The 19,306-nt window shown below is 64.3% G+C and carries 21 protein-coding genes; 12 read left to right on the top strand and 9 right to left on the bottom strand.

Annotated elements, in window-relative coordinates:
• The first annotated feature begins 17 nt into the window (after nt 1–17).
• From LDO22_RS03525 to LDO22_RS03505, 5 genes are all read left to right on the top strand, one after another.
• Nucleotides 18–1,472, top strand: coding sequence for a dipeptidase (locus tag LDO22_RS03525; protein WP_224026117.1), 1,455 nt, complete (start codon nt 18–20; stop codon nt 1,470–1,472).
• Between the two features lie 183 nt (nt 1,473–1,655).
• A complete protein-coding gene (locus LDO22_RS03520) occupies nt 1,656–2,042 on the top strand; it encodes an iron-sulfur cluster assembly accessory protein (protein ID WP_159631956.1) in 387 nt (128 codons plus the stop codon).
• 185 nt (nt 2,043–2,227) lie between these two features.
• Nucleotides 2,228–3,100: a cytochrome c oxidase subunit II gene (gene coxB / locus LDO22_RS03515; RefSeq protein WP_224026116.1), complete on the top strand. Its 873-nt coding sequence runs from the start codon at nt 2,228–2,230 to the stop codon at nt 3,098–3,100.
• Between the two features lie 10 nt (nt 3,101–3,110).
• Entirely contained in the window at nt 3,111–4,838 is a 1,728-nt protein-coding gene (ctaD, locus tag LDO22_RS03510; RefSeq protein WP_159631958.1) for a cytochrome c oxidase subunit I, read from the top strand.
• The gene (locus tag LDO22_RS03505) at nt 4,835–5,236 is read left to right on the top strand and encodes a cytochrome c oxidase subunit 4 (protein ID WP_159631959.1); all 402 of its coding nucleotides are present in this window, start codon (nt 4,835–4,837) and stop codon (nt 5,234–5,236) included. Before ctaD ends, LDO22_RS03505 begins: the two co-directional genes overlap by 4 nt.
• Before the next feature lie 76 nt (nt 5,237–5,312).
• On the opposite strand, the gene LDO22_RS03500 is transcribed toward LDO22_RS03505, so the two are convergent.
• On the bottom strand, nt 5,313–5,606 hold the full coding sequence (locus tag LDO22_RS03500) for an HPr family phosphocarrier protein (RefSeq protein WP_159631960.1): 294 nt from the start codon (nt 5,604–5,606) through the stop codon (nt 5,313–5,315).
• Between the two features lie 159 nt (nt 5,607–5,765).
• Here LDO22_RS03500 and LDO22_RS03495 point away from each other — a divergent pair, with 159 nt between their 5' ends.
• Nucleotides 5,766–6,536, top strand: a complete 771-nt coding sequence (locus LDO22_RS03495) for a GntR family transcriptional regulator (RefSeq protein WP_159631961.1) — start codon at nt 5,766–5,768, stop codon at nt 6,534–6,536.
• 111 nt (nt 6,537–6,647) lie between these two features.
• Here LDO22_RS03495 and LDO22_RS03490 read toward each other — a convergent pair whose 3' ends face one another.
• The 4 genes from LDO22_RS03490 to LDO22_RS03475 all read right to left on the bottom strand — a co-directional run bounded on the left by LDO22_RS03490 (nt 6,648) and on the right by LDO22_RS03475 (nt 11,014).
• Nucleotides 6,648–8,318, bottom strand: coding sequence for a ubiquinol-cytochrome c reductase cytochrome b subunit (locus LDO22_RS03490; protein WP_224026115.1), 1,671 nt, complete (start codon nt 8,316–8,318; stop codon nt 6,648–6,650).
• Entirely contained in the window at nt 8,296–9,366 is a 1,071-nt protein-coding gene (locus tag LDO22_RS03485) for a Rieske 2Fe-2S domain-containing protein (RefSeq protein WP_159631963.1), read from the bottom strand. Before LDO22_RS03485 ends, LDO22_RS03490 begins: the two co-directional genes overlap by 23 nt.
• Before the next feature lie 98 nt (nt 9,367–9,464).
• Nucleotides 9,465–10,253 (bottom strand): cytochrome c, encoded by a 789-nt coding sequence (locus LDO22_RS03480; protein WP_224026114.1) that lies wholly within the window; start codon nt 10,251–10,253, stop codon nt 9,465–9,467.
• A gap of 86 nt (nt 10,254–10,339) precedes the next feature.
• Entirely contained in the window at nt 10,340–11,014 is a 675-nt protein-coding gene (locus LDO22_RS03475; RefSeq protein WP_217509392.1) for a heme-copper oxidase subunit III, read from the bottom strand.
• 112 nt (nt 11,015–11,126) lie between these two features.
• On the opposite strand from LDO22_RS03475, the gene trpD reads away from it, so the two are divergent.
• On the top strand, nt 11,127–12,182 hold the full coding sequence (gene trpD, locus LDO22_RS03470) for an anthranilate phosphoribosyltransferase (RefSeq protein WP_224026113.1): 1,056 nt from the start codon (nt 11,127–11,129) through the stop codon (nt 12,180–12,182).
• A 16-nt stretch (nt 12,183–12,198) separates the two neighbouring features.
• Here trpD and LDO22_RS03465 read toward each other — a convergent pair whose 3' ends face one another.
• From LDO22_RS03465 to LDO22_RS03455, 3 genes are all read right to left on the bottom strand, one after another.
• Complete coding sequence (locus LDO22_RS03465) at nt 12,199–12,480, bottom strand: Lrp/AsnC ligand binding domain-containing protein (protein ID WP_141160402.1); 282 nt, start codon at nt 12,478–12,480, stop codon at nt 12,199–12,201.
• A gap of 121 nt (nt 12,481–12,601) precedes the next feature.
• Nucleotides 12,602–13,012, bottom strand: a complete 411-nt coding sequence (locus LDO22_RS03460; protein WP_159631966.1) for a DUF3054 domain-containing protein — start codon at nt 13,010–13,012, stop codon at nt 12,602–12,604.
• Between the two features lie 73 nt (nt 13,013–13,085).
• Nucleotides 13,086–13,382: a hypothetical protein gene (locus LDO22_RS03455; RefSeq protein ID WP_224026112.1), complete on the bottom strand. Its 297-nt coding sequence runs from the start codon at nt 13,380–13,382 to the stop codon at nt 13,086–13,088.
• Nucleotides 13,383–14,043: 661 nt separating this feature from the next.
• Between LDO22_RS03455 and LDO22_RS03450 the strand changes: the two genes are divergently transcribed.
• From LDO22_RS03450 to LDO22_RS03440, 3 genes are read left to right on the top strand one after another with little or no spacing between them, the layout of a single operon-like run.
• The gene (locus LDO22_RS03450) at nt 14,044–15,285 is read left to right on the top strand and encodes a type III polyketide synthase (protein WP_224026111.1); all 1,242 of its coding nucleotides are present in this window, start codon (nt 14,044–14,046) and stop codon (nt 15,283–15,285) included.
• Between the two features lie 15 nt (nt 15,286–15,300).
• Nucleotides 15,301–15,996 carry a class I SAM-dependent methyltransferase gene (locus LDO22_RS03445; protein WP_224026110.1) on the top strand — a complete coding sequence of 232 codons (696 nt, stop codon included), beginning with the start codon at nt 15,301–15,303 and terminating at the stop codon, nt 15,994–15,996.
• 1 nt (nt 15,997) lies between these two features.
• Nucleotides 15,998–17,149 carry an NAD(P)/FAD-dependent oxidoreductase gene (locus LDO22_RS03440; protein WP_224026109.1) on the top strand — a complete coding sequence of 384 codons (1,152 nt, stop codon included), beginning with the start codon at nt 15,998–16,000 and terminating at the stop codon, nt 17,147–17,149.
• Between the two features lie 28 nt (nt 17,150–17,177).
• Here LDO22_RS03440 and LDO22_RS03435 read toward each other — a convergent pair whose 3' ends face one another.
• Nucleotides 17,178–17,591, bottom strand: a complete 414-nt coding sequence (locus tag LDO22_RS03435) for a nuclear transport factor 2 family protein (RefSeq protein ID WP_224026108.1) — start codon at nt 17,589–17,591, stop codon at nt 17,178–17,180.
• Between the two features lie 53 nt (nt 17,592–17,644).
• On the opposite strand from LDO22_RS03435, the gene LDO22_RS03430 reads away from it, so the two are divergent.
• Both LDO22_RS03430 and LDO22_RS03425 read left to right on the top strand, forming a co-directional pair.
• Nucleotides 17,645–18,325, top strand: a complete 681-nt coding sequence (locus LDO22_RS03430) for a peptide deformylase (RefSeq protein ID WP_224026107.1) — start codon at nt 17,645–17,647, stop codon at nt 18,323–18,325.
• 69 nt (nt 18,326–18,394) lie between these two features.
• Nucleotides 18,395–19,276, top strand: coding sequence for a methyltransferase domain-containing protein (locus tag LDO22_RS03425; RefSeq protein WP_159631971.1), 882 nt, complete (start codon nt 18,395–18,397; stop codon nt 19,274–19,276).
• Nucleotides 19,277–19,306 lie beyond the last annotated feature (30 nt).

Here is a 19,306-nt window from a genome sequence, read left to right as displayed (position 1 = left end):
GGGGTAATGTTTTGGCCATGACTCCATCACCCGCGGCAACCCCGCACAGCACCACCACCACGGTAGGACCGGGCCCTAAGGCTACCGGCAGGACGGAAGATCTTCGTTCAGCGGTAGACCGTTCCTTCGACCAGACACTTGCACGGCTCAAGGAGCTCGTTGCCATACCCGGGATTGCCTGGCCCAGCTTTGAGCGCACCCCCCTGGAGCGAAGCGCCGAGGCCGTCGCCGAACTCCTTCGGGGTGCCGGGATCGGTGAGGTCCAGGTGCTGACCGCGGACAAAGCCGACGGTACGCCCGGTGGGCCGGCCGTCGTCGCCCGCCGTCCTGCCGCCGAAGGAAAACCCACCGTCCTGCTGTACGCCCATCATGACGTTCAGCCGGTGGGCGACGAATCCCTGTGGGGAACGGAGCCCTTCACCGCCGTCGAAAAGGACGGACGCCTTTACGGCCGGGGCGCCGCGGACGACAAGGCCGGGATCATGACCCACGTCGCCGCCTACGCCGCCGTTGCCGAGGTCCTCGCCGGCTCGCTGGGGCTGGGCTTGACGTTCTTCATCGAAGGCGAGGAAGAAGCGGGGTCACCCACATTCCGGACGTTCCTGGAGGCGAACCGTGAACTGCTGCGGGCCGACGTCATTGTGGTGGCTGACTCCAGCAACTGGAAAGTCGGGATACCGGCCCTGACCACCAGCCTTCGCGGCCTGGTGGACGGCACCATCGAGGTGCAGGTACTTGACCATGCGGTGCACTCCGGCATGTACGGTGGGCCGGTCCTGGATGCGCCCACCCTGCTGTCCCGCCTGATTGCCACACTTCACGACGCCGACGGAAACGTTGCCATCGAAGGGCTGGTGGCCACCGACACGGCTGCCGTCGAGATGCCGGAGGCGGACTACCGGGCCGACGCGTCCGTACTCGACGGCGTCCGCCTTGCCGGAACGGGAAGCATCGCCTCGCGGCTGTGGACCAAGCCGGCGCTGTCAATCATCGGCTTCGATGCCCCCGCCGTGGACGTGGCATCCAACACACTGCTTCCACGTGCGCGGGCAAAGTTCAGCCTGCGGCTGGCGCCGGGCCAGGTTCCCGCGGAGGCCATGGAAGCGGTGCGCAGGCACGTCGAGGCCAACGCGCCCTTCGGTGCAAAGGTGGTCTTCACACCGGGGGAGGCGGGCAACCCCTTCCAGACCGATACGTCATCCGCCGCGGCAACGGTGGCCATGTGGGCACTGGGGGAGGCCTGGGGGGTTCCGGCCGTGGAAACCGGCATTGGCGGGTCCATCCCCTTCATTGCCGACCTCACCGACCTGTATCCCAACGCGCAGATCCTGGTTACAGGCGTGGAGGACCCGGACTCGCGGGCCCACAGTGCCAATGAGTCGCTGCACATCGGTGACTTCCGCAATGCCATTCTGGCGGAGGCGCTCATGCTGGCCCGGTTGAACAGCGAGGGCCTCACCGCAGGGGATTGAGCAGCTTTCGGCGTGCGGGCGGCCGCCCTGCTTCCAGGGAACAACCGGCGTGCTTTGACGGTTACGCCAGGAGTTAGAGCTACAGGACTGCCGCGCGTAGCATGTAGCTATAGCCCATACCGTATTTGTAGGGGCAGGCGCCGTTACGGCGACGCCGCCAGACCGTCCTAAGAAGGTAGGCCAATGAGCACCTCAACCAACGAAAACAGCACCGCCACCACCGTGGCCAGCGACGAACTGCCCGTTCACGAGGTCAACCTGACCGACGTCGCCGCCGGCAAGGTCCGCAGCCTCCTCGAGCAGGAAGGCCGCACGGACCTGCGCCTGCGCGTGGCCGTGCAGCCCGGTGGATGCTCAGGGTTGATCTACCAGCTCTACTTCGACGAGCGGCTCCTTGACGGAGACGCCGTCCGCGACTTTGACGGAGTCGAGGTCGTCGTCGACAAAATGAGCGTGCCGTACCTGAGCGGCGCAAGCATCGACTTCGAGGACACCATCTCGAAGCAGGGCTTCACCATCGACAATCCGAACGCCGGCGGCTCGTGCGCCTGCGGCGATTCATTCCACTAGGCCGGTTATTTCGCCTGATGTCGGCGCCGGGCTTCCTGCCGCATAAAACGGCACGGGGGCTCGGCGCCGACATGTGGGCGAAACGCCCGGGGGAGCGGTAAGCTCTACACCGAGTAGTAAAACTTTTTTGTGCCCGGAGCGCCGATGGCTGCCCGGACAACAGCAACAAGTAGGAAGGGCCGTCTGTGAGTTCGCAGAACCGAACCGGCAGCCGACGCAAAACGATCACCACGATCTCAAGCTTGGCTATAGCCGGCGCGTTGGTTTTGACCGGATGTTCGCCAGAGGTAGAGAAAGGGTGGATGCCCACTGAACGTGGCACCACCAGCAACACCGACCGCATCATGGACCTCTGGGTCAACTCATGGATTGCTGCGCTCGTAGTCGGCGCCATCACGTGGGGCCTGATCATCTGGTGCGTGGTCGCTTACCGGCGCCGCAAGGGAACCGTGGGCTTCCCGCGGCAGACCAGCTTCAACCTTCCGCTGGAAGTCTTCTACCTCACCATCCCGATCTTCATGGTCCTGGTGTTCTTCTACTTCACGGACCGTGACCAGCAGGCCATCGATGACCGCTCACAGCCTGCCGACGTCGTCGTGGACGTCCGCGGCAAGCAGTGGGCCTGGGACTTCAACTACAAGTCCGGCGATGTCATCCAGGAAGACCTCCACGAGGCCGGCGTCCAGGCGCACCTCACCGGCAACACCATCGACAAGGAACAGCTCCCCACGCTGTACCTGCCGGTGAACAAGTCCGTTGACCTCGAGCTCAACGCCCGCGATGTCATCCACTCCTTCTGGGTTCCCGCCTTCCTGCAGAAGCGCGACATGATTCCCGGCAAGACCAACTACATCCGGTTCACCCCCACTAAAGAGGGCACCTACGACGGTAAGTGTGCCGAACTCTGCGGCGAGTACCACTCCGAAATGCTGTTCCGCGTCGAGGTGGTGTCGGAATCTGAATTCCAGGCCCACATGGACCAGCTCAAGGCTGAAGGCAACACCGGCCTGCTCGGCGTGGAGTACGACCGCAACCCGAACCTGAACGAAACCAAGTAAGGGGAGCGACGTGGCTACGTACACCCAATCCGCACCCACGGGGGTCCTGTCGGCTCCCGTGGTACCCAAATCCAAGGGGCGCATCGTCGTCAACTGGATCACCTCCACTGACCACAAGACCATCGGGTACATGTACCTGATCGCGTCCTTCGTGTTCTTCTGCCTCGGCGGCGTCATGGCCCTGCTGATCCGTGCGGAACTCTTCGAGCCCGGCATGCAGATCCTGCAGACCAAGGAACAGTACAACCAGCTGTTCACCATGCACGGCACCGTCATGCTGCTGATGTTCGCTACCCCGCTGTTCGCCGGCTTCGCCAACGTGATCATGCCGCTGCAGATCGGCGCGCCCGACGTCGCGTTCCCGCGTCTGAACGCACTGGCCTTCTGGTTCTTCCTGTTCGGCTCCACCATCGCCGTCTCCGGCTTCATCACCCCGCAGGGTGCTGCATCCTTCGGCTGGTTCGCCTACGCGCCGCTGTCCAACACCACGTTCACCCCGGGCATCGGCGGCGATCTGTGGGTCTTCGGCCTGGCATTGTCCGGCTTCGGCACCATCCTCGGTGCGGTCAACTTCATCACCACCATCATCTGCATGCGCGCTCCGGGCATGACCATGTGGCGTATGCCCATCTTCACCTGGAACACCCTGATCACCGCGATCCTGGTCCTGATGGCGTTCCCGCCGCTGGCCGCCGCCCTGTTCGCCCTCGGCGCGGACCGCAAGTTCGGTGCCCACATCTTCGATCCTGAGAACGGCGGTGCCGTCCTCTGGCAGCACCTGTTCTGGTTCTTCGGACACCCCGAGGTGTACATCATCGCGCTGCCGTTCTTCGGCATCGTCTCGGAGATCTTCCCGGTGTTCAGCCGCAAGCCGATCTTCGGCTACAAGGGCCTGGTCTACGCCACGATCGCCATCGCGGCCCTCTCGGTCACGGTGTGGGCCCACCACATGTACGTCACCGGCGCCGTCCTGCTGCCGTTCTTCTCGTTCATGACCATGCTCATCGCAGTGCCCACCGGCGTGAAGTTCTTCAACTGGATCGGCACCATGTGGCGCGGGTCGCTGACCTTCGAGACGCCGATGCTGTGGAGCCTCGGCTTCATGATCACCTTCCTCTTCGGTGGTCTTACCGGCATCATCCTGGCCTCGCCGCCGCTTGACTTCCACGTTTCGGACTCCTACTTCGTGGTGGCGCACTTCCACTACGTGGTGTTCGGCACCGTGGTGTTCGCCATGTTCGCCGGGTTCTACTTCTGGTGGCCCAAGTGGACCGGCAAGATGCTCAACGAGCGCCTGGGCAAGATCCACTTCTGGCTGCTGTTCCTGGGCTTCCACGGCACCTTCCTGATCCAGCACTGGCTGGGCGTCGAGGGCATGCCGCGCCGGTACGCGGACTACCTCGTGGAGGACAACTTCACGTGGATGAACCAGTTCTCCACCGTGGCATCCTTCGTGCTGGGCGCGTCCCTCATCCCGTTCTTCTGGAACGTCTACATCACCTGGCGCAAGGCCGAAAAGGTCCAGGTCGATGATCCGTGGGGCTTCGGTGCTTCGCTCGAGTGGGCCACGTCCTGCCCGCCGCCGCGCCACAACTTCACGTCCCTGCCCCGGATCCGTTCCGAACGTCCCGCCCTGGACCTGCACCACCCGGAACTCCGCCAAGTCCACACCGTTGACTCGCCGGCTCCCGCAGCGGCAGTACTCGGCAACGCCGACCAGAAGGACACCGCACAGTGAAAATCGAATCCTGGATCTTTGGCTCCGGAGTCTTCTTTTTCGTTCCCGTCTCGCTGGTCTACGGATTCCTGACCAACTGGAGCGAATGGGTGGGCATCCTGGGCATCCTGCTCGTGGCCGGCCTGGCCGGCATGATCGGCGCCTACCTGGGCTTCACCGGCAAGCGCGTAGGCCTTCGTCCCGAGGACCGCAGCGATGCGGAAATCCACGAGGGCGCCGGCGAACAGGGGCACTTCAGCCCTTGGAGCTGGTGGCCCCTGGTCCTGGGTATCGCCTGCGCCACTGGCTTCCTGGGCCTGGCAGTTGGCGCCTGGGTCATCTTCATCGCCGGCGGGATCGCCATCGTAGCCCTCGTCGGCTGGGTGTACGAATACAGCCGCGGAGACCACGCACACTAGGCAAGCAATAAGAATAACGACGTCGGGCCCCACCAATATGGTGGGGCCCGACGTCGTTAAGGGGTTTTTACGGCCCTCAGCCGGCCCCCTGGGACTCCAAAAGTACGCGAAGGTCCCGAAGGGCCGCCTCCACGGTTTCACGTCCCAGGTCGTCCTCGAGCGCGGCTTCGCTGACGGACAGCTCCACCTCACACCCCTGTGCAAAGTCGGCGGCCATCACCTGGAGCAGGGACCGGGCGTCCACCTTCGCCGCGCCCGCCTTGCTGATGGTGACCGGAAGCCCTGTATCGGTGACAGCCCGGACAAATACCGCGGCGGAACGTGCATGCAGGCCTACCGGCGCTGCCACCACGGCCTTCTGTGTTGGCAAAGGGACTCCTTATACGAAAGACGGCCCCATCCGTCTGCTGGCAAAATTTCCAGACCAAATATAGCGGCCGCCATGCCTGCCGCGCGAAAGAGCGTCCGCGTCCCGGGACTGGTCTAGACCGTCCTAAAATTGAGGGGAAACCAACGGCAGGAGAAGATCATGGCAGCTGGCGCCACGGCAATCACGGGTGAAATAGACCGCACCAGCGGTACGGCCATCTACGTGCAACTTCGGGAGATCCTGCGGAGCTACATCGCACAGTCGTGCCCGCCCGGATCGGCGCTGCCATCAGAACGTGACCTTGCCGAACGGTTTGGACTGGCAAGGATGACGGTCCGGCAGGCCATCGACGCCCTGGTGGGGGAGGAGGTCATCGAGCGCGTAGTGGGCCTGGGAACTTTTGTCCGGCGCCCGAAACTCGACCTGCAGGTGAAGCTCACGTCCTACAGCGAAGAGATGCAGAGGCGCGGCATGGTGCCTGCTGCCAAGGTGCTGAGCTTTGAGCAGATCGGCGCCAGCGCGTTCCTGGCCCGCGAACTCCAGCTGGACGAGGGCACACCCCTGGTCCGGTTCCGCAGGCTCCTGCTGGCCGACGGGGAACCGATGAGCGTGGACGAGAACTTCATCCCGGCACACCGCGTCCCGGGCCTGCTCGACGGCGAGCCACCCACGTCGCTCTACAACGTCCTGAGCGAACAGTTTGGCCTGGTGATGGAGTGGGGCGAGGACATGATTGAGGCGACCGCCGCCTCCCCGTCCACGGCACGCCTGCTCAACGTGGAGGTGGGTGCGCCCCTGCTGAAGATCCAGCGGCACGCCTTTGTGGCACGGGCGATGGTTGACTATTCCGTGTCGTACTACAGGGCCGACCGGTACAAGCTGTGGGTGCCACTGCAGCGGCCGGGAGCGCGCCGCGCCCGCAACCACTGACAGCACGCCGGGAGGCCACAGCCATGGGCCGTTGGTGGCGCACGCAGGAGAACTCTTAAAGCAGGAAGGGCCCGATCCATAGGATCGGGCCCTTCCTGTATCAATCGTCGCTTAGTGCGTCAGGCTCTTGGAACCTTCTGCTGCTTCAACTGCCTCGTGGCCGTGGCCGTGGGCTGCTTCAAGCTCTGCAGGGGTAGCAGGAGCAACGCGGTCCTCGAAGAACCAGCGGGAGAGGAACGCGCGGCGCTTCTCCTTGCGGGTCACGACACCGTGCTCGTTGGGCAGGGCCGGGATGACCTCGGGTGATTCAAAGCCAACCAGCTTGTAGCGCTTGTACTCATCCAGCGGGGCGTGCACCTCGATGAATTCGCCGTGCGGGAGCCTGACGATACGGCCAGTCTCGCGGCCGTGCAGGGCGATTTCCCGGTCCTTGCGCTGCAGTGCAAGGGCAACACGCTTGGCAACGATGAAGCCGATGATCGGTCCGACGAAGAACAGGGCCCGGAGCCAGTACGTGACGTCGTTCAGGGACACGTGGAAGTGGGTGGCAATGAGGTCGGAACCTGCAGCTGCCCACATCACGCAGTACCAGATGAATCCGGCAACACCGATGCCCGTACGGGTCGGGGCGTTGCGCGGGCGGTCCAGGACGTGATGCTCGCGGTCATCCTTGGTGATCCAGCGCTCGATCCACGGGTAGGTGAACATCACAGTGAACAGGATGCCAGCGGGGACCAGGGCCGGGAGGAGCACGTTGAACGTGAACACGTGGCCGAAGAAGATCTGTTCCACGTGCCAGTTGCCGAGTGTGCCGGGCATGAGTCGCAGGGCACCGTCGACGAAACCGATGTACCAGTCAGGCTGGGTACCGGCCGACACCGGGGAGGGGTCGTACGGACCGTAGTTCCAGATGGGGTTGATGGTGAAGAATGCCGCCATCAGGGCGATCACGCCGAAGACGATGAAGAAGAATCCACCGGCCTTCGCTGCGTAAACAGGACCCAGGGGGTAACCGACAACATTGTTGTCGTTGCGGCCGGGGCCGGGGTACTGCGTGTGCTTGTGCACCACGACCATGAACAGGTGCAGGACGATCATCAGCAGGATCAACGCCGGCACCAGCAGGATGTGCAGCATGTAGAGGCGGCTGATGATGGCCGTGCCGGGGAATTCCCCGCCGAACAGGAAGAACGAGATGTACGTTCCGATGATCGGGATGGACTTGATGACGCCGTCGATGATGCGCAGGCCGTTGCCGGACAGCAGGTCATCGGGAAGCGAGTACCCGGTGAAGCCTGCAGCCATGGCCAGGATCAGCAGGACGCTGCCCACCACCCAGTTCATTTCACGCGGGCGGCGGAATGCGCCGGTGAAGAAGACCCTCAGCATGTGGACTGCGATGGATGCCACGAACAGCAGGGCTGCCCAGTGGTGCACCTGGCGCATGAACAATCCGCCGCGGATGTCGAAGGAGATGTTCAGCGAGGAGCTGTACGCTACCGACATTTCCACTCCCTTAAGGGGAATGTAGCCGCCGTCGTAGTGGGTCTCCGCCATGGACGGATCAAAGAAGAACGTCAGGAACGTTCCGGACAGCAGCAGGATGACGAAGGAGTACAGCGCCACTTCACCGAACATGAATGACCAGTGGTCGGGGAAGACCTTGCGGCCGAACTCGCGGAGGATCCCGGAGCCGCCAACTCGTGAGTCGACAAAGTCGGTGATCCGGCCTGCCTTGGTTTTGGCGACGAATGCCGGCTCAGCTGTTGATGCTGCGCTCATGCGAATCACGCTCCCAGTAACTTGGTCCTACGGGTTCATGGAAGTCGCTGGTAGCGACGAGGTAGCCCTCGTCATCAACTGCGATGGGCAGCTGGGGGAGAGGACGGCTGGCGGGGCCGAAGATCACCTTGCACTCTTGCGTGAGGTCGAAGGTGGACTGGTGGCACGGGCACAGCAGGTGGTGCGTCTGCTGCTCGTACAGAGCAACGGGGCAGCCAACGTGGGTGCAGATCTTGGAGTAGGCAACGATTCCGTTGTAACCCCATTCTTCGCGGCCCTTGGAGGGGTTCAGCGACGCGGGATCGAGGCGCATGAGGAGCACAACGGACTTTGCCTTCTCGTTGAGCTTGCCCTCCTGCAGTTCGTTCAGGCCCTCGGGAATGACGTGGAAGGCGGAACCGATGGTGACGTCCGAGGCCTTGATGGGGGTTCCATCGGGGTCGCGGGTAAGGCGCTTGCGCTTTCCGTCCTGGGGAGCCCACATGGTGTGCGCGAGCTTGTCGTCAGGGCGGGGTCCGAGGTCACCGAAGATGGCGACGGCGGGAAGCGGGGCAAGTGCGACCGCACCCAGGAGGGTGTTGCGGATCAGCGGGCGGCGCTTGATGCCGGTCTCTTCCACGATGTCGTCAACGATGCGCACCGCAGCCTGGCGGTCCTCTTCGTAACGGATGGCGTGGCGTTCCTCGGAGACTTCGTGGTCGGGCATCAGGGCCTTGGCCCAGTGCACGATACCGGTACCGATACCCAGCATTGCGAAGGCAGTGCCAACGCCGAGCAGGGCGTTCTGGAGCCGGATGGTGGCGATGCTGGAGTCATCACCCAGATCAATGGCGAAGTACGCCACCAGGAAGATCAGGGTTCCAACAACAGAAATGCCAAATAGTAAGGCGACCTGCCGTTCTGCCCGCTTTGCGGCCTTCGGGTCCGTGTCAGCCAGGCGCAAACGATGCGGGGGAATTCCAGGATCCTGGAACTTCTCCACCTCATTCTGACCAGCCGTAGCTACGGTGCCCGAGTGGTTCGGACTGCCGTCACTATGGTTGCCCATAATTCGCCTCATCCTTCTCTCGTCCCGGCATTTGCCGGGTTAGTTTCTAATTTCAAGCTGCTGACAGGGCAGCAGAAGTTGTGTGTTCCTGCGGAACGTCAGGACGTCCTGGAGGTGAGCCAGATGGTGAAGGCGATGATGACGCCAAGACCGGCAACCCAAACGAACAGGCCTTCAGCAACCGGACCCAGCGAGCCGAGGTCGGCACCGCCCGGTGAACCGGTGGTCTCGATCTGCTTCAGGAAGGTGATGATGTCCTTCTTGCCTTCAGGAGTGATGTTCGCGTCGTTGAAGACCGGCATGTTCTGCGGGCCCGTGACCATGGCCTCGTAGATGTGCTTGCCGGATACATCGGCAAGGGCGGGTGCGAACTTGCCGCGGGTCAGCGCGCCACCGGCAGCGGCGGCGTTGTGGCACATGGCGCAGTTGGTCCGGAAGAGCTCACCGCCGGCAGCTGCATCGCCGCCGCCGTTTGTCAGGTCTTCTGCAGGAACTGCCGGGCCGGCTCCCAGGGAGGCGACGTAGGCTGCAAGCTGGTGGGTCTGCTCGTCATTGAACTGGACGGGCTTCTTCATGGCCTGGGGGCCGTTCATCTGCATCGGCATGCGGCCGGTGCCCACCTGGAAATCAACAGCGGCTGCACCAACACCCACCAGCGAGGGGCCGTCCTTGGAACCACTGGCGCCCATGCCGTGGCAGGTGGCGCAGTTGGCGGCGAAGAGCTTGCCGCCCTCCTCTGTGTCGCTTGCGCTGAACGTGGTGGTCGAAGCCTTGGCCTGGTTGACGGTGGTTGCCACGGCGTACAGCCCACCCGTGATGAGGAGCCCCATCAGAAGCAGCGCTATTGCTGCAAGTGGGTGACGCCGCTTTTGTGAGAGTGCCTTCACGTGGTGGTTCCTTTATTCGATCCTGCGCCGGCTCCGGGAGCCGCTACCTGAAATTCTGCCTCTTGTAGAAAAAGAATCAAAGCTGGCTACTTGAGTACGTAGATGACCAGGAAGAGGCCAATCCACACGACGTCAACGAAGTGCCAGTAGTAAGAGGTGACGATCGCGGACGTTGCTTCGAAATGCCCGAACTTCTTCGCGGCGAAGGACCGGCCCATGATGAGCAGGAAGGCAATCAGGCCGCCGATGACGTGGAGGCCGTGGAAGCCGGTGGTCATGTAGAAGGCCGAGCCATAAGCGTTGGAGGAGAGCGAGACGTGCTCGGAAACCAGCATTGCGTACTCGGTGGTCTGGCCGGCAACGAAGAACGCGCCCATGAGGAACGTCAGGGTGAACCATTCGTTCATTCCCCAGCGGGCGAACTGCAGTGCACCTCCGGTGCGCCGCGGCTGCAGCCGCTCTGCGGCGAAGACGCCCATCTGGCAAGTAAAGGAACTGGCCACGAGGACGATCGTGTTTACGAGCGCAAAGGGGAAGTTGAGCTTGGCTGTCTCTTCCGCCCACATCTGCCCACTGGTGGAGCGCAGAGTGAAGTACATGGCGAAGAGACCGGCGAAGAACATCAACTCGCTGGACAGCCACACAACGGTTCCAACAGAAACCATATTGGGGCGGTTCAGCGTGGGGTGCGCCGGGGTACTGGGGGCATGGGTCGCAGATGTCACATAGACATTATGTCTGTAAAAGTCCGTGCTGCCCAACGCAAACCGCCTTTTCGGGGGACTTTTTCTACAAAGACGCGAAATCGCCGGGAAAAGTTCCCGCAACCGTTCACATTGGTCAGTGGCCGCCGTCGGTCGATAGCATCAGCAAGTGACTTCTCAGGCAACTACAGCGTCCGGCAACACCTGGCCCCGGTTGATCTCGGCCCTGATCAAGGGCAATGACCTCACTGCGGAGAACACCTCCTGGGCCATGGACACCATCATGTCCGGTGAAGCCACGCCTGCACAGATTGCCGGATTCCTTGTGGCCCTCAGTGCCAAAGGCGAGACGGTGGACGAGCTTTCCGGCCTGGTTGAGGCAATGCTCGCCCACGCCAACCCCGTGGCAATCACCGGGGAGAAACTGGACATCGTCGGCACGGGTGGTGACCAACTTAACACCATCAACATCTCCACCATGGCCGCCCTGGTCGCTGCCGGGGCCGGCGCGAAGGTGGTTAAGCACGGCAACCGGGCGTCGTCGTCGTCGTCCGGGTCTGCTGACGTTCTTGAAGCGCTCGGTGTCCGGCTTGACCTGCCGATCGCCCGGGTGGCCCGGAACGCTGAAGAGGCGGGAATCACGTTCTGCTTCGCGCAGGTGTTCCACCCGTCATTCCGCCACACCGCCGTGCCCCGGCGGGAGCTGGCAGTGCCCACTGCGTTCAATTTCCTGGGACCGCTGACCAATCCCGCCAATGTCCAGGCTTCGGCGGTGGGCGTTGCGAACGCGCGGATGGCGCCGCTGGTGGCGGGCGTCCTGGCCCGCCGGGGGAGCAGGGGACTGGTCTTCCGTGGCAACGACGGCCTGGACGAGCTGACCACCACTGGCCCATCAACCGTGTGGGAAATCCGGCACGGAGCCGTCAATGAACTGCACTTCTCGCCGCAGGACCTCGGCATCAGCCTGGCTACTGTTGAACAGCTTCGCGGCGGCAATGCGGCGGCCAACGCGGGAGTCGTCCGCGACGTCCTTGCCGGCAGCCAGGGTCCGGCGCGGGATGCGGTCCTGCTGAACGCCGCGGCCGGCCTTGTTGCGTTCGACCTCGAAGCACAGGGCCCGTTCCTGACACGGATGCAGGAGGCTTTCGCGCGTGCAGCGCATTCGATCGACTCCGGTGCTGCCGCTGCCGTCCTGGACCGTTGGGTGTCCCTCTCCCGCGCCTAACGGCCGGGTTGCCGGATTACTGTTCGAAACCCAGCGAAAAGGCGGCGTCGAGGTCGTGCTGTGAGTACGCCCGGAAGGCGATGTGGGTGGTGGTGTGGACCACGGCGGGAACTTTCGAGAGCCTGTCCGCAATGACGTCCGCGAGGTCTTCATGCCTGCGGACCCTGGCTACCGCAATGAGGTCCCATTCGCCGGTGACGGAATACACTTCGCTGATGCCTTCGATGGCCGAAATTTCTTCCGCCGTCTCCGGAATGCGGGCGGCGTCGGTCTTGATCAGAACAAATGCGGTAACCACGTTTGTACCCCTTCAATCGGTGCCGCCGCACTGGGGAACGGCAGGCTTTTCTCTCCAGCCAGCCTATTACACGGGTGCCGTTTCCCCTGCCGCCACCCTGCCGCCCAACTTTTGGTGCCCGCTACCTGCCCGGCCTGCGGCGGAGGCGTGAGGCGCCTGCCAGCAGGAGGCGGTAGCCCACAAGGAACACCGCCAGGGCAATCGTGGCAACGATGATGAAGGGCAGGACAACTGTCTGGCCGGTCAATGCCCGCAGGAGCATGCCGCCCACCAGGCTTCCGAGCCAGACTGGAACCCCTGCCCGGGTGATGGAGAAGGGGCTCCGCCATACGCGGGCGATCATCCATCCGGCGGCCGCGCCGGCGAGGAACGGCCAGGCAGTCAACAGCACACCGAGGATGGGCTCCTCACGGTGGTGTGCATCGCGGCCAATCGCGGCGAAAACGAGGATCAGCACCATATCCACCGCTGCCGCCACCACTGCTGCCCGTGCCGGTGATGTCTGTGGAGGCTTGGTTTTCAACGAACTCATGGTTCGAGCTTAGCCGCCGACGGGAGGCTGCCATGTTGGGACGTCCCGGTGCCCGGAGTGGGGGAGCGGGCGGTCAGACCGCTTCCTGGAGGTGGCGGTCTTTGTGTGCTGCCTGTACCCGGTGGACAAGCCAGCTTGCCTCCCACCGCAGGTGGTAATCCATGTCCGCGTCCCACTCAATGAGGACATCGGTCACGGTGTAGGCCAAGGCGTTTGCCGGCATGGAACGCACCGTGACGGGTGCGGGGCGCAGCAGAATAATGGGTTTGCCGGGAGCCTGCCGCAGGGCTTCGTCGCGCATCTCGGAACGGCAAGCCGGGCAGGTAGCCGTGGAATGCGGGCAGGTGTGGGGGCGGGGGAGTTCGCGCATGGGGGCGTCCTGGGGAGTAAAAGGAGTACCGGGCGCCGCCGCCGTCTGCATGACTAAAGGAGGATCCAGGGACCGCCCCATCGCGCGCCCGCGGTGGGCCGGGTGGGCCTGCCGCCATGTCCAAAAGGTTAGGACGCCCAAGGCCGGTGGCGCATGGGTGGGAGCTACCCAATTTCGATGCGGATCTCCCCGTTTTTAGGCATGTACCGGATAGGGATGAAGTAAGGTCGCTGCAGTAGTTGAGCCCACCCGCCCATAACGGAGAGATCGTGAACAAAGCCTTATGGATTTGCAGCCTGGTGGGCGCAGCCTTGGGAATCAGCCTGGGGCTGGCGATTTTCCACACGCCATTCTGGGGCTTTGCGTTGGGGCTCGGAGTCGGAGCTGTGGTCGGGGCCTCGATGCAAAGGCGTCATTGACCACCAGCGCGGGGGATCTCGCCGGAATGGCTTCTACCCAGCAGCGCTCGAAACATAACTTGACATAATGTAGATTATCGGCGCAATGGGATGAGGCTCGGAGCGAGGCAGGATGCGAAGCAATCCAGGCCCTGCAATCCAGGACACTTGCGCCTGCTTCCCGGGACAAATGCATGGCGAAACCGCTGTTCAATTCCGCCGGGACCATTGTCATAATCAAAGCGCACGTCAAGAATGACGTGATGACGGTCTACGTGCGTTCACTTGAAACTGCAGTTCCGACGACAAAGCTGATCCAGTCCGAAGCCCGTGATGTATTCGCCGCGCAGCCGGGTCTTTCCCGGCTTGGTTCACGCCTGGTCACCACCTGCTTTGACGGCGCAGCCATAGACACGAGATTTACGGCAGTCAGCGAACTCACCAACACCTCACGCTCGGACAATCCTCAGTTCTATGACCCGGACACCGGGCTCCTGCTGAATCCCAGCACCAAGGTCCGCAACGACATCTTCGCCCGGGAAGCCACCAAGCTGTTCGTTGAGGCTGCCCGCGCTGCCCTGCAGGCGGCTCCCGAACTGGATTTACTTGACATAACTCACCTCGTGACGGTGTCGTGCACGGGCTTTTTCAATCCGGGCCCGGACTACAAGGTGGTGCGCGAGCTCGGGCTTAGTCCTTCCGTACAGCGGTATCACCTGGGCTTCATGGGCTGCTACGCGGCGTTTCCGGCGCTCCGCGCTGCGAAGTTGTTCTGTGAATCGGACCCGGACGCGGTGGTCCTGGTGGTCTGCGCCGAACTCTGCTCCCTGCACGTACGCACGTCCAATGATCCGGACACCATCATGGGTTCGGCCCTTTTCGCCGATGGCGCCGCCGCCGCCGTCGTGACCGCACGCCCCGGCGCGGAAGAAGCCGCGCTGCTGAAGCTGGACCACTTCGAAACAGTCCTGACCCCGGTCGGTGAGGACTCCATGGCATGGAACATCGGCGACCATGGGTTCGAGATGGTCCTGGGCACCTATGTGCCCCACATCATCGATGACCACATCGTGGGTGCCCTGCAGCCACTGCTGGCAAAGGACCCGGAATTGGCGGCACTCCCCTACACCGCGATCCCCCACTGGGCCATCCACCCTGGTGGCCGCAGCATCCTGGACAAGGTCCAGTCCCGGCTTGGCCTCAGCGACGCGCAACTGGTTCCGGCGCGGGACATCCTCCGGAACTACGGCAACATGAGCAGTGCCACGGTGCTCTTTGTCCTCAAATACATCCTGGAACAGCCGCTGCTGCCCGGGGATTCCAACGGTGGCGGGCGTATCTGTTCCATGGCTTTCGGCCCGGGATTGACCGTGGAAACGGGGCTGTTCACCAAGCTCCGGCAGTCCATCGCCGCAAACCAGGACCTCGTACGGCAGGACCACGCTGCCGGATTCGCCCCGGAGGCGCGCCAGGACCGGACGCCCACAGAAGCACCCGTGGCCTGACTGGAACGCCAGGCCATGGGGATTCTGCTGCGAACGCGCGCCGCCGAGGACATCGAGCAGATGGACCGCACGGACTGCGATGAAAAGCTCCTGGACAATACTTACCGGCAGTTTTGGGTCATCAACCGGGTGTTGTCCGGCTGGCGGGGCCTGTACAACAGGGAATTGCGCACCATCGTCAAACCGGACAAAAGCCCCGTGACCGTCCTGGACATCGGGTCCGGCGGCGGCGACCTCGCCATCATGCTGGCCCGCTGGGCACACCGGGACGGCACGTCCATGCACGTGACCGGCATTGATCCGGATCCCCGCGCTGCCGCCTTCGCCGGCCGGCGCACCCCCATGCCCGGCGTGGAATTCCGCCAGGCGCACAGCCGTGACCTGGTCCGCGAAGGTGCCAGGTTCGACGTCGTGATCTCCAACCACGTACTGCACCACCTCCAGTCCGGGGAGCTCAAGCAACTGCTGGCAGATTCGGAAACCCTCGCCGGCCACAAGGCGCTGCACAACGATCTCATCCGCAGCACCATCGCATTCTCCCTCTTCGGTGTGGCCGCCCTGCCGTTCCGGAAATCCTTCATCCGGGAAGACGGGCTGACGTCCATCCGCCGCAGCTACACCCATGCCGAGCTTGCCGCAGCCGCTCCCCCGGGGTGGTCCGTGGAGCACTCATCGGTCTTCCATCAGGTCCTGGCCTACCGGAAGGGCTGAGATGGATGCCGATGTCCTGATCGCCGGCGGCGGTCCCGTGGGCCTGTACCTGGCGGCCGCGCTGCTGCAGGAAGGCGTTTCGGTAAGGGTCTTTGAGCAACGGCAGCAGCGGAACCGGCATACCCGGGCCATCGGCATCCACCCGCCGGCCCTGGAGGCCCTGGCCGCCGTGCGCGTGGCCTCTGCCATGGTGCAGGAGGGTGTCCACATCCGGTCCGGCATGGCGGTGAGCCGCGGGAAGACGGTGGGCACCATGGCATTCGACGACGTCTCCAGGGACTTTCCGTTCGTGCTGGCACTCCCGCAGTACAGGACGGAGCAGTTCCTGGAAGAGCGCGTCCTCGCCCTGGACCCCGGGGCAATTGTCAGGGGTGCGAAAGTCACCGGTGTCAGCGACGACGCCGGCACGGTCACCGTCGCGGTGGATGCCGGCGCGGGTGCCACGGGTCCCGGCCGCAGTGCGACGGGGGCTTTGCTGGTCCTGGCCAACGGTGCCCGGTCACGGCTGCGGGATGCGCTCGGGGTCCCGATGGTCCGGAAGACGTATCCCGACCACTACCTCATGGGGGATTTCGACGACGGCACGGACTACGGGGACAAAGCTGTCCTGTTCCTTGAACCGGACGGAATCGTTGAGTCCTTCCCGCTGCCCGGTGGCGTCCGGCGCTGGGTGGTGCGGCTGGGCGCCCCGGCCGGACCGGCGGCAGGGGCCGGCCACCTTGCGGAGCTGGTGCACCGGAGGACCGGGATTCGCCCGGATCCGGCCACGAACTCCATGCTCAGTGCCTTCAACGTGCAGTCCGGAATCGCCCAACGGACCGTCGCCGGACGGACGGTGCTGCTCGGCGATGCCGCCCATGAGATCAGCCCCATTGGTGGCCAGGGCATGAACCTCGGTTGGCTGGGCGCCCGGGACCTGGTGCCGGTGGCCTGCGCGGCACTGACCGGTGAAGATCCGGGCACTCAACTCAGGGACTTCGAGCAGAGCCGGCGGCGGGCTGCCGTCCTGGCCCGCCGGCAGGCCGAAATCAACATGATGCTGGGCAGGCCGCTGCCGGGCCCGCTCCTGCGGATGCGTACCGCCGGTGTTGCCGCGGCCGCCGCAATTCCGGCAGTGAACCAGTGGGCCGCCAGGCGTTTTACCATGAACTAGGGGCCACACCACCGACCAGTTTGCCGGGTTACCGGAAGTAGCAGTCGTAGCTGTCCTGGCTCACGATCACGCCGTTGCTGACCTCGAAGACGGACGAGGTCCTGGCCCGGATTGTCTCGCCGCGGTCCCAATACCGCAGATCCATCAGCACCGTGGCAGACCAATCCGCCTCCACCACCACCCGGCCGCCTTCACATGTGGTCCGCCGGACAGTGAACTGCTGGTCCTCCACCACGTCGCGGCTCTGGTCAGCACCGGCCAGCACCGCCGCCAGCGTCCGCGTGGAGCCTTCCGGGGCCAACAGGTGCGGTGCTTCCGTCAGCACGAACTCTGCAGAGAGGAACGGCCGGATGTCCGCTGCCCCGCCACCCGACTCAAGGACCCGGATGAATTCAAGGACGTGTTCCAGCGGGGACGCTGCAGGGAGCGGATCTTCAGCCATGGAGTAGACCCTACCCAACGTCCCCGCCCGCCCTCCGCCAGTAGGCTGTCCCCATGACCCAGACTGTTCCCCCAACCACCGCCGGCGCCGGCCAGATCCGTGAGATTGTCGAGCGGATCCTGGCCGCCGGATCCCTCCCGCCCATCGTCCAGGCCGGACACCCGGCGCTCCGCCAGCGTGCCGCGGACTTTGACGGCCAGCTGTCAGCGGACCAGCTGGACCGCCTGATCGGGATCATGCGGCAGGTCATGCACGAAGCGCCCGGCGTGGGCCTTGCCGCGCCGCAGCTGGGCATCCCCCTGCGGCTCGCCGTCCTGGAGGACCAGTTCGACATCGATCCCGTTGCCGCTGCCCTGCGCAACCGGAGTCCGCTGGATTTCCTGGCCATCCTCAACCCCCATTACACGCCGCTTGGGGAGGAGCACGCGTCGTTCTATGAGGGCTGTCTTTCCCTCAATGGGCTGCAGGCGGTGGTGGCGCGTCCGGAGGCCGTGCTGCTGGAGTACGTAACACCCGACGGCGCGGCGAAGCGGCGTGAGTTCTCCGGCTGGCAGGCGCGCATCGTGCAGCACGAGACGGACCACCTCGACGGCATCCTGTACATAGACCGCGCCCAGCTTCGCTCTTTGAGCAGCAATGCCGAATACGCAGCGCACTGGGCAGAAGCGGGCATTGACAAGGCACGGGAAGGGCTGGGTTTCGACGACGGGCCTGCGGGGATCTCCCTCGGCTGACGGTCACCGCCTCCCTCCGCATGCAGGGCGGGCAGGGCTGCATACCCGGCCCGCCCTAAACTGGTTCCCATGCCTTCCGCGGACCTTCCCCTCCTGTGCCCCGTCTGCTCACATCCGCTGGAGTACCTGGAAGCGGAGGCCACGCGCCAGCCGCGCCTGGTGTGCCCGTCCGGGCACAGCTTCGACGCCGCGCGCCAGGGCTACTTCAACCTCCTGGTGGGCAAAGGCACACCTTTCGAACCGGACAGCGCCGCGATGGTGGCGTCACGGTACGCCTTCCTGGGGAACGGGCACTACGGGCCGCTGCAGCAGGCCCTGGCCTCCGCAGTCGTACCCGTCCTGCGGCCGGAAGGCGCGGTGGTGCTTGACTCGGGAACGGGGACCGGACACTATCTGCGGGCAATCCTCGATGCTGCAGCTGCCGGGGGGCGGAAGGCGTCCGCCATTGGCCTGGACATCTCGAAATTCGCCCTCAGGCGGGCTGCCCGCCTCAACCCGGAAGCCGTGAACCTGGTGTGGGACATCTGGCGGCCGCTGCCGGTGGCGGACAACTCGGTGGACGCGGTCACCGTGGTCTTCGCACCGCGGAACCCCGCCGAGTTCGCCCGGGTCCTGCGACCGGAGGGGGTGCTGGCGGTGGTGACACCGCGGCCCGGACACCTGGCGGGCATCGCGGCCGTGACCGGAATGCTTGGCATTGAAGAGGGCAAGGATGAGCGGCTGGCAGAGGCGCTGGCCGGGCACTTCGAGCCCGAAAAGGCCCTGGACGTGGACATACCGCTCAAGCTTGGCCGCGCGGCCGCCGCGGACCTGGCGTTCATGGGACCGGCGGGCCACCACCTTGACCGGGACAAGATCGCCGCCCGCCTCGAAGACTCACCGGAACCGGTGGAAGCCGACGCAAAATTCAGGCTGTCCGTGTTTCGGCCTACTGCCCACGGTGCCCCGTAACGACTTGGCCACTATCCCCCGGCACCCGCT

It is taken from the genome of Arthrobacter sp. NicSoilC5, from assembly GCF_019977395.1.
Classification (GTDB): Bacteria; Actinomycetota; Actinomycetes; order Actinomycetales; family Micrococcaceae; genus Arthrobacter.
This window is presented reverse-complemented; position numbering and strand designations above follow the sequence as displayed.

Bases quoted from the DNA above. Each gene is read 5' to 3' on its own strand.
- LDO22_RS03495 (WP_159631961.1), top strand. From the start codon at position 5,766: ATGGCAGCTGGCGCCACGGCAATCACGGGTGAAATAGACCGCACCAGC.
- LDO22_RS03445 (WP_224026110.1), top strand. From the start codon at position 15,301: ATGGGGATTCTGCTGCGAACGCGCGCCGCCGAGGACATCGAGCAGATG.
- LDO22_RS03525 (WP_224026117.1), top strand. From the start codon at position 18: ATGACTCCATCACCCGCGGCAACCCCGCACAGCACCACCACCACGGTA.
- LDO22_RS03450 (WP_224026111.1), top strand. From the start codon at position 14,044: ATGACGGTCTACGTGCGTTCACTTGAAACTGCAGTTCCGACGACAAAG.
- LDO22_RS03485 (WP_159631963.1), bottom strand. From the start codon at position 9,366: ATGGGCAACCATAGTGACGGCAGTCCGAACCACTCGGGCACCGTAGCT.
- LDO22_RS03460 (WP_159631966.1), bottom strand. From the start codon at position 13,012: ATGAGTTCGTTGAAAACCAAGCCTCCACAGACATCACCGGCACGGGCA.
- LDO22_RS03435 (WP_224026108.1), bottom strand. From the start codon at position 17,591: ATGGCTGAAGATCCGCTCCCTGCAGCGTCCCCGCTGGAACACGTCCTT.
- LDO22_RS03455 (WP_224026112.1), bottom strand. From the start codon at position 13,382: ATGCGCGAACTCCCCCGCCCCCACACCTGCCCGCATTCCACGGCTACC.
- LDO22_RS03520 (WP_159631956.1), top strand. From the start codon at position 1,656: ATGAGCACCTCAACCAACGAAAACAGCACCGCCACCACCGTGGCCAGC.
- LDO22_RS03490 (WP_224026115.1), bottom strand. From the start codon at position 8,318: ATGAGCGCAGCATCAACAGCTGAGCCGGCATTCGTCGCCAAAACCAAG.
- LDO22_RS03440 (WP_224026109.1), top strand. From the start codon at position 15,998: ATGGATGCCGATGTCCTGATCGCCGGCGGCGGTCCCGTGGGCCTGTAC.
- LDO22_RS03430 (WP_224026107.1), top strand. From the start codon at position 17,645: ATGACCCAGACTGTTCCCCCAACCACCGCCGGCGCCGGCCAGATCCGT.
- LDO22_RS03425 (WP_159631971.1), top strand. From the start codon at position 18,395: ATGCCTTCCGCGGACCTTCCCCTCCTGTGCCCCGTCTGCTCACATCCG.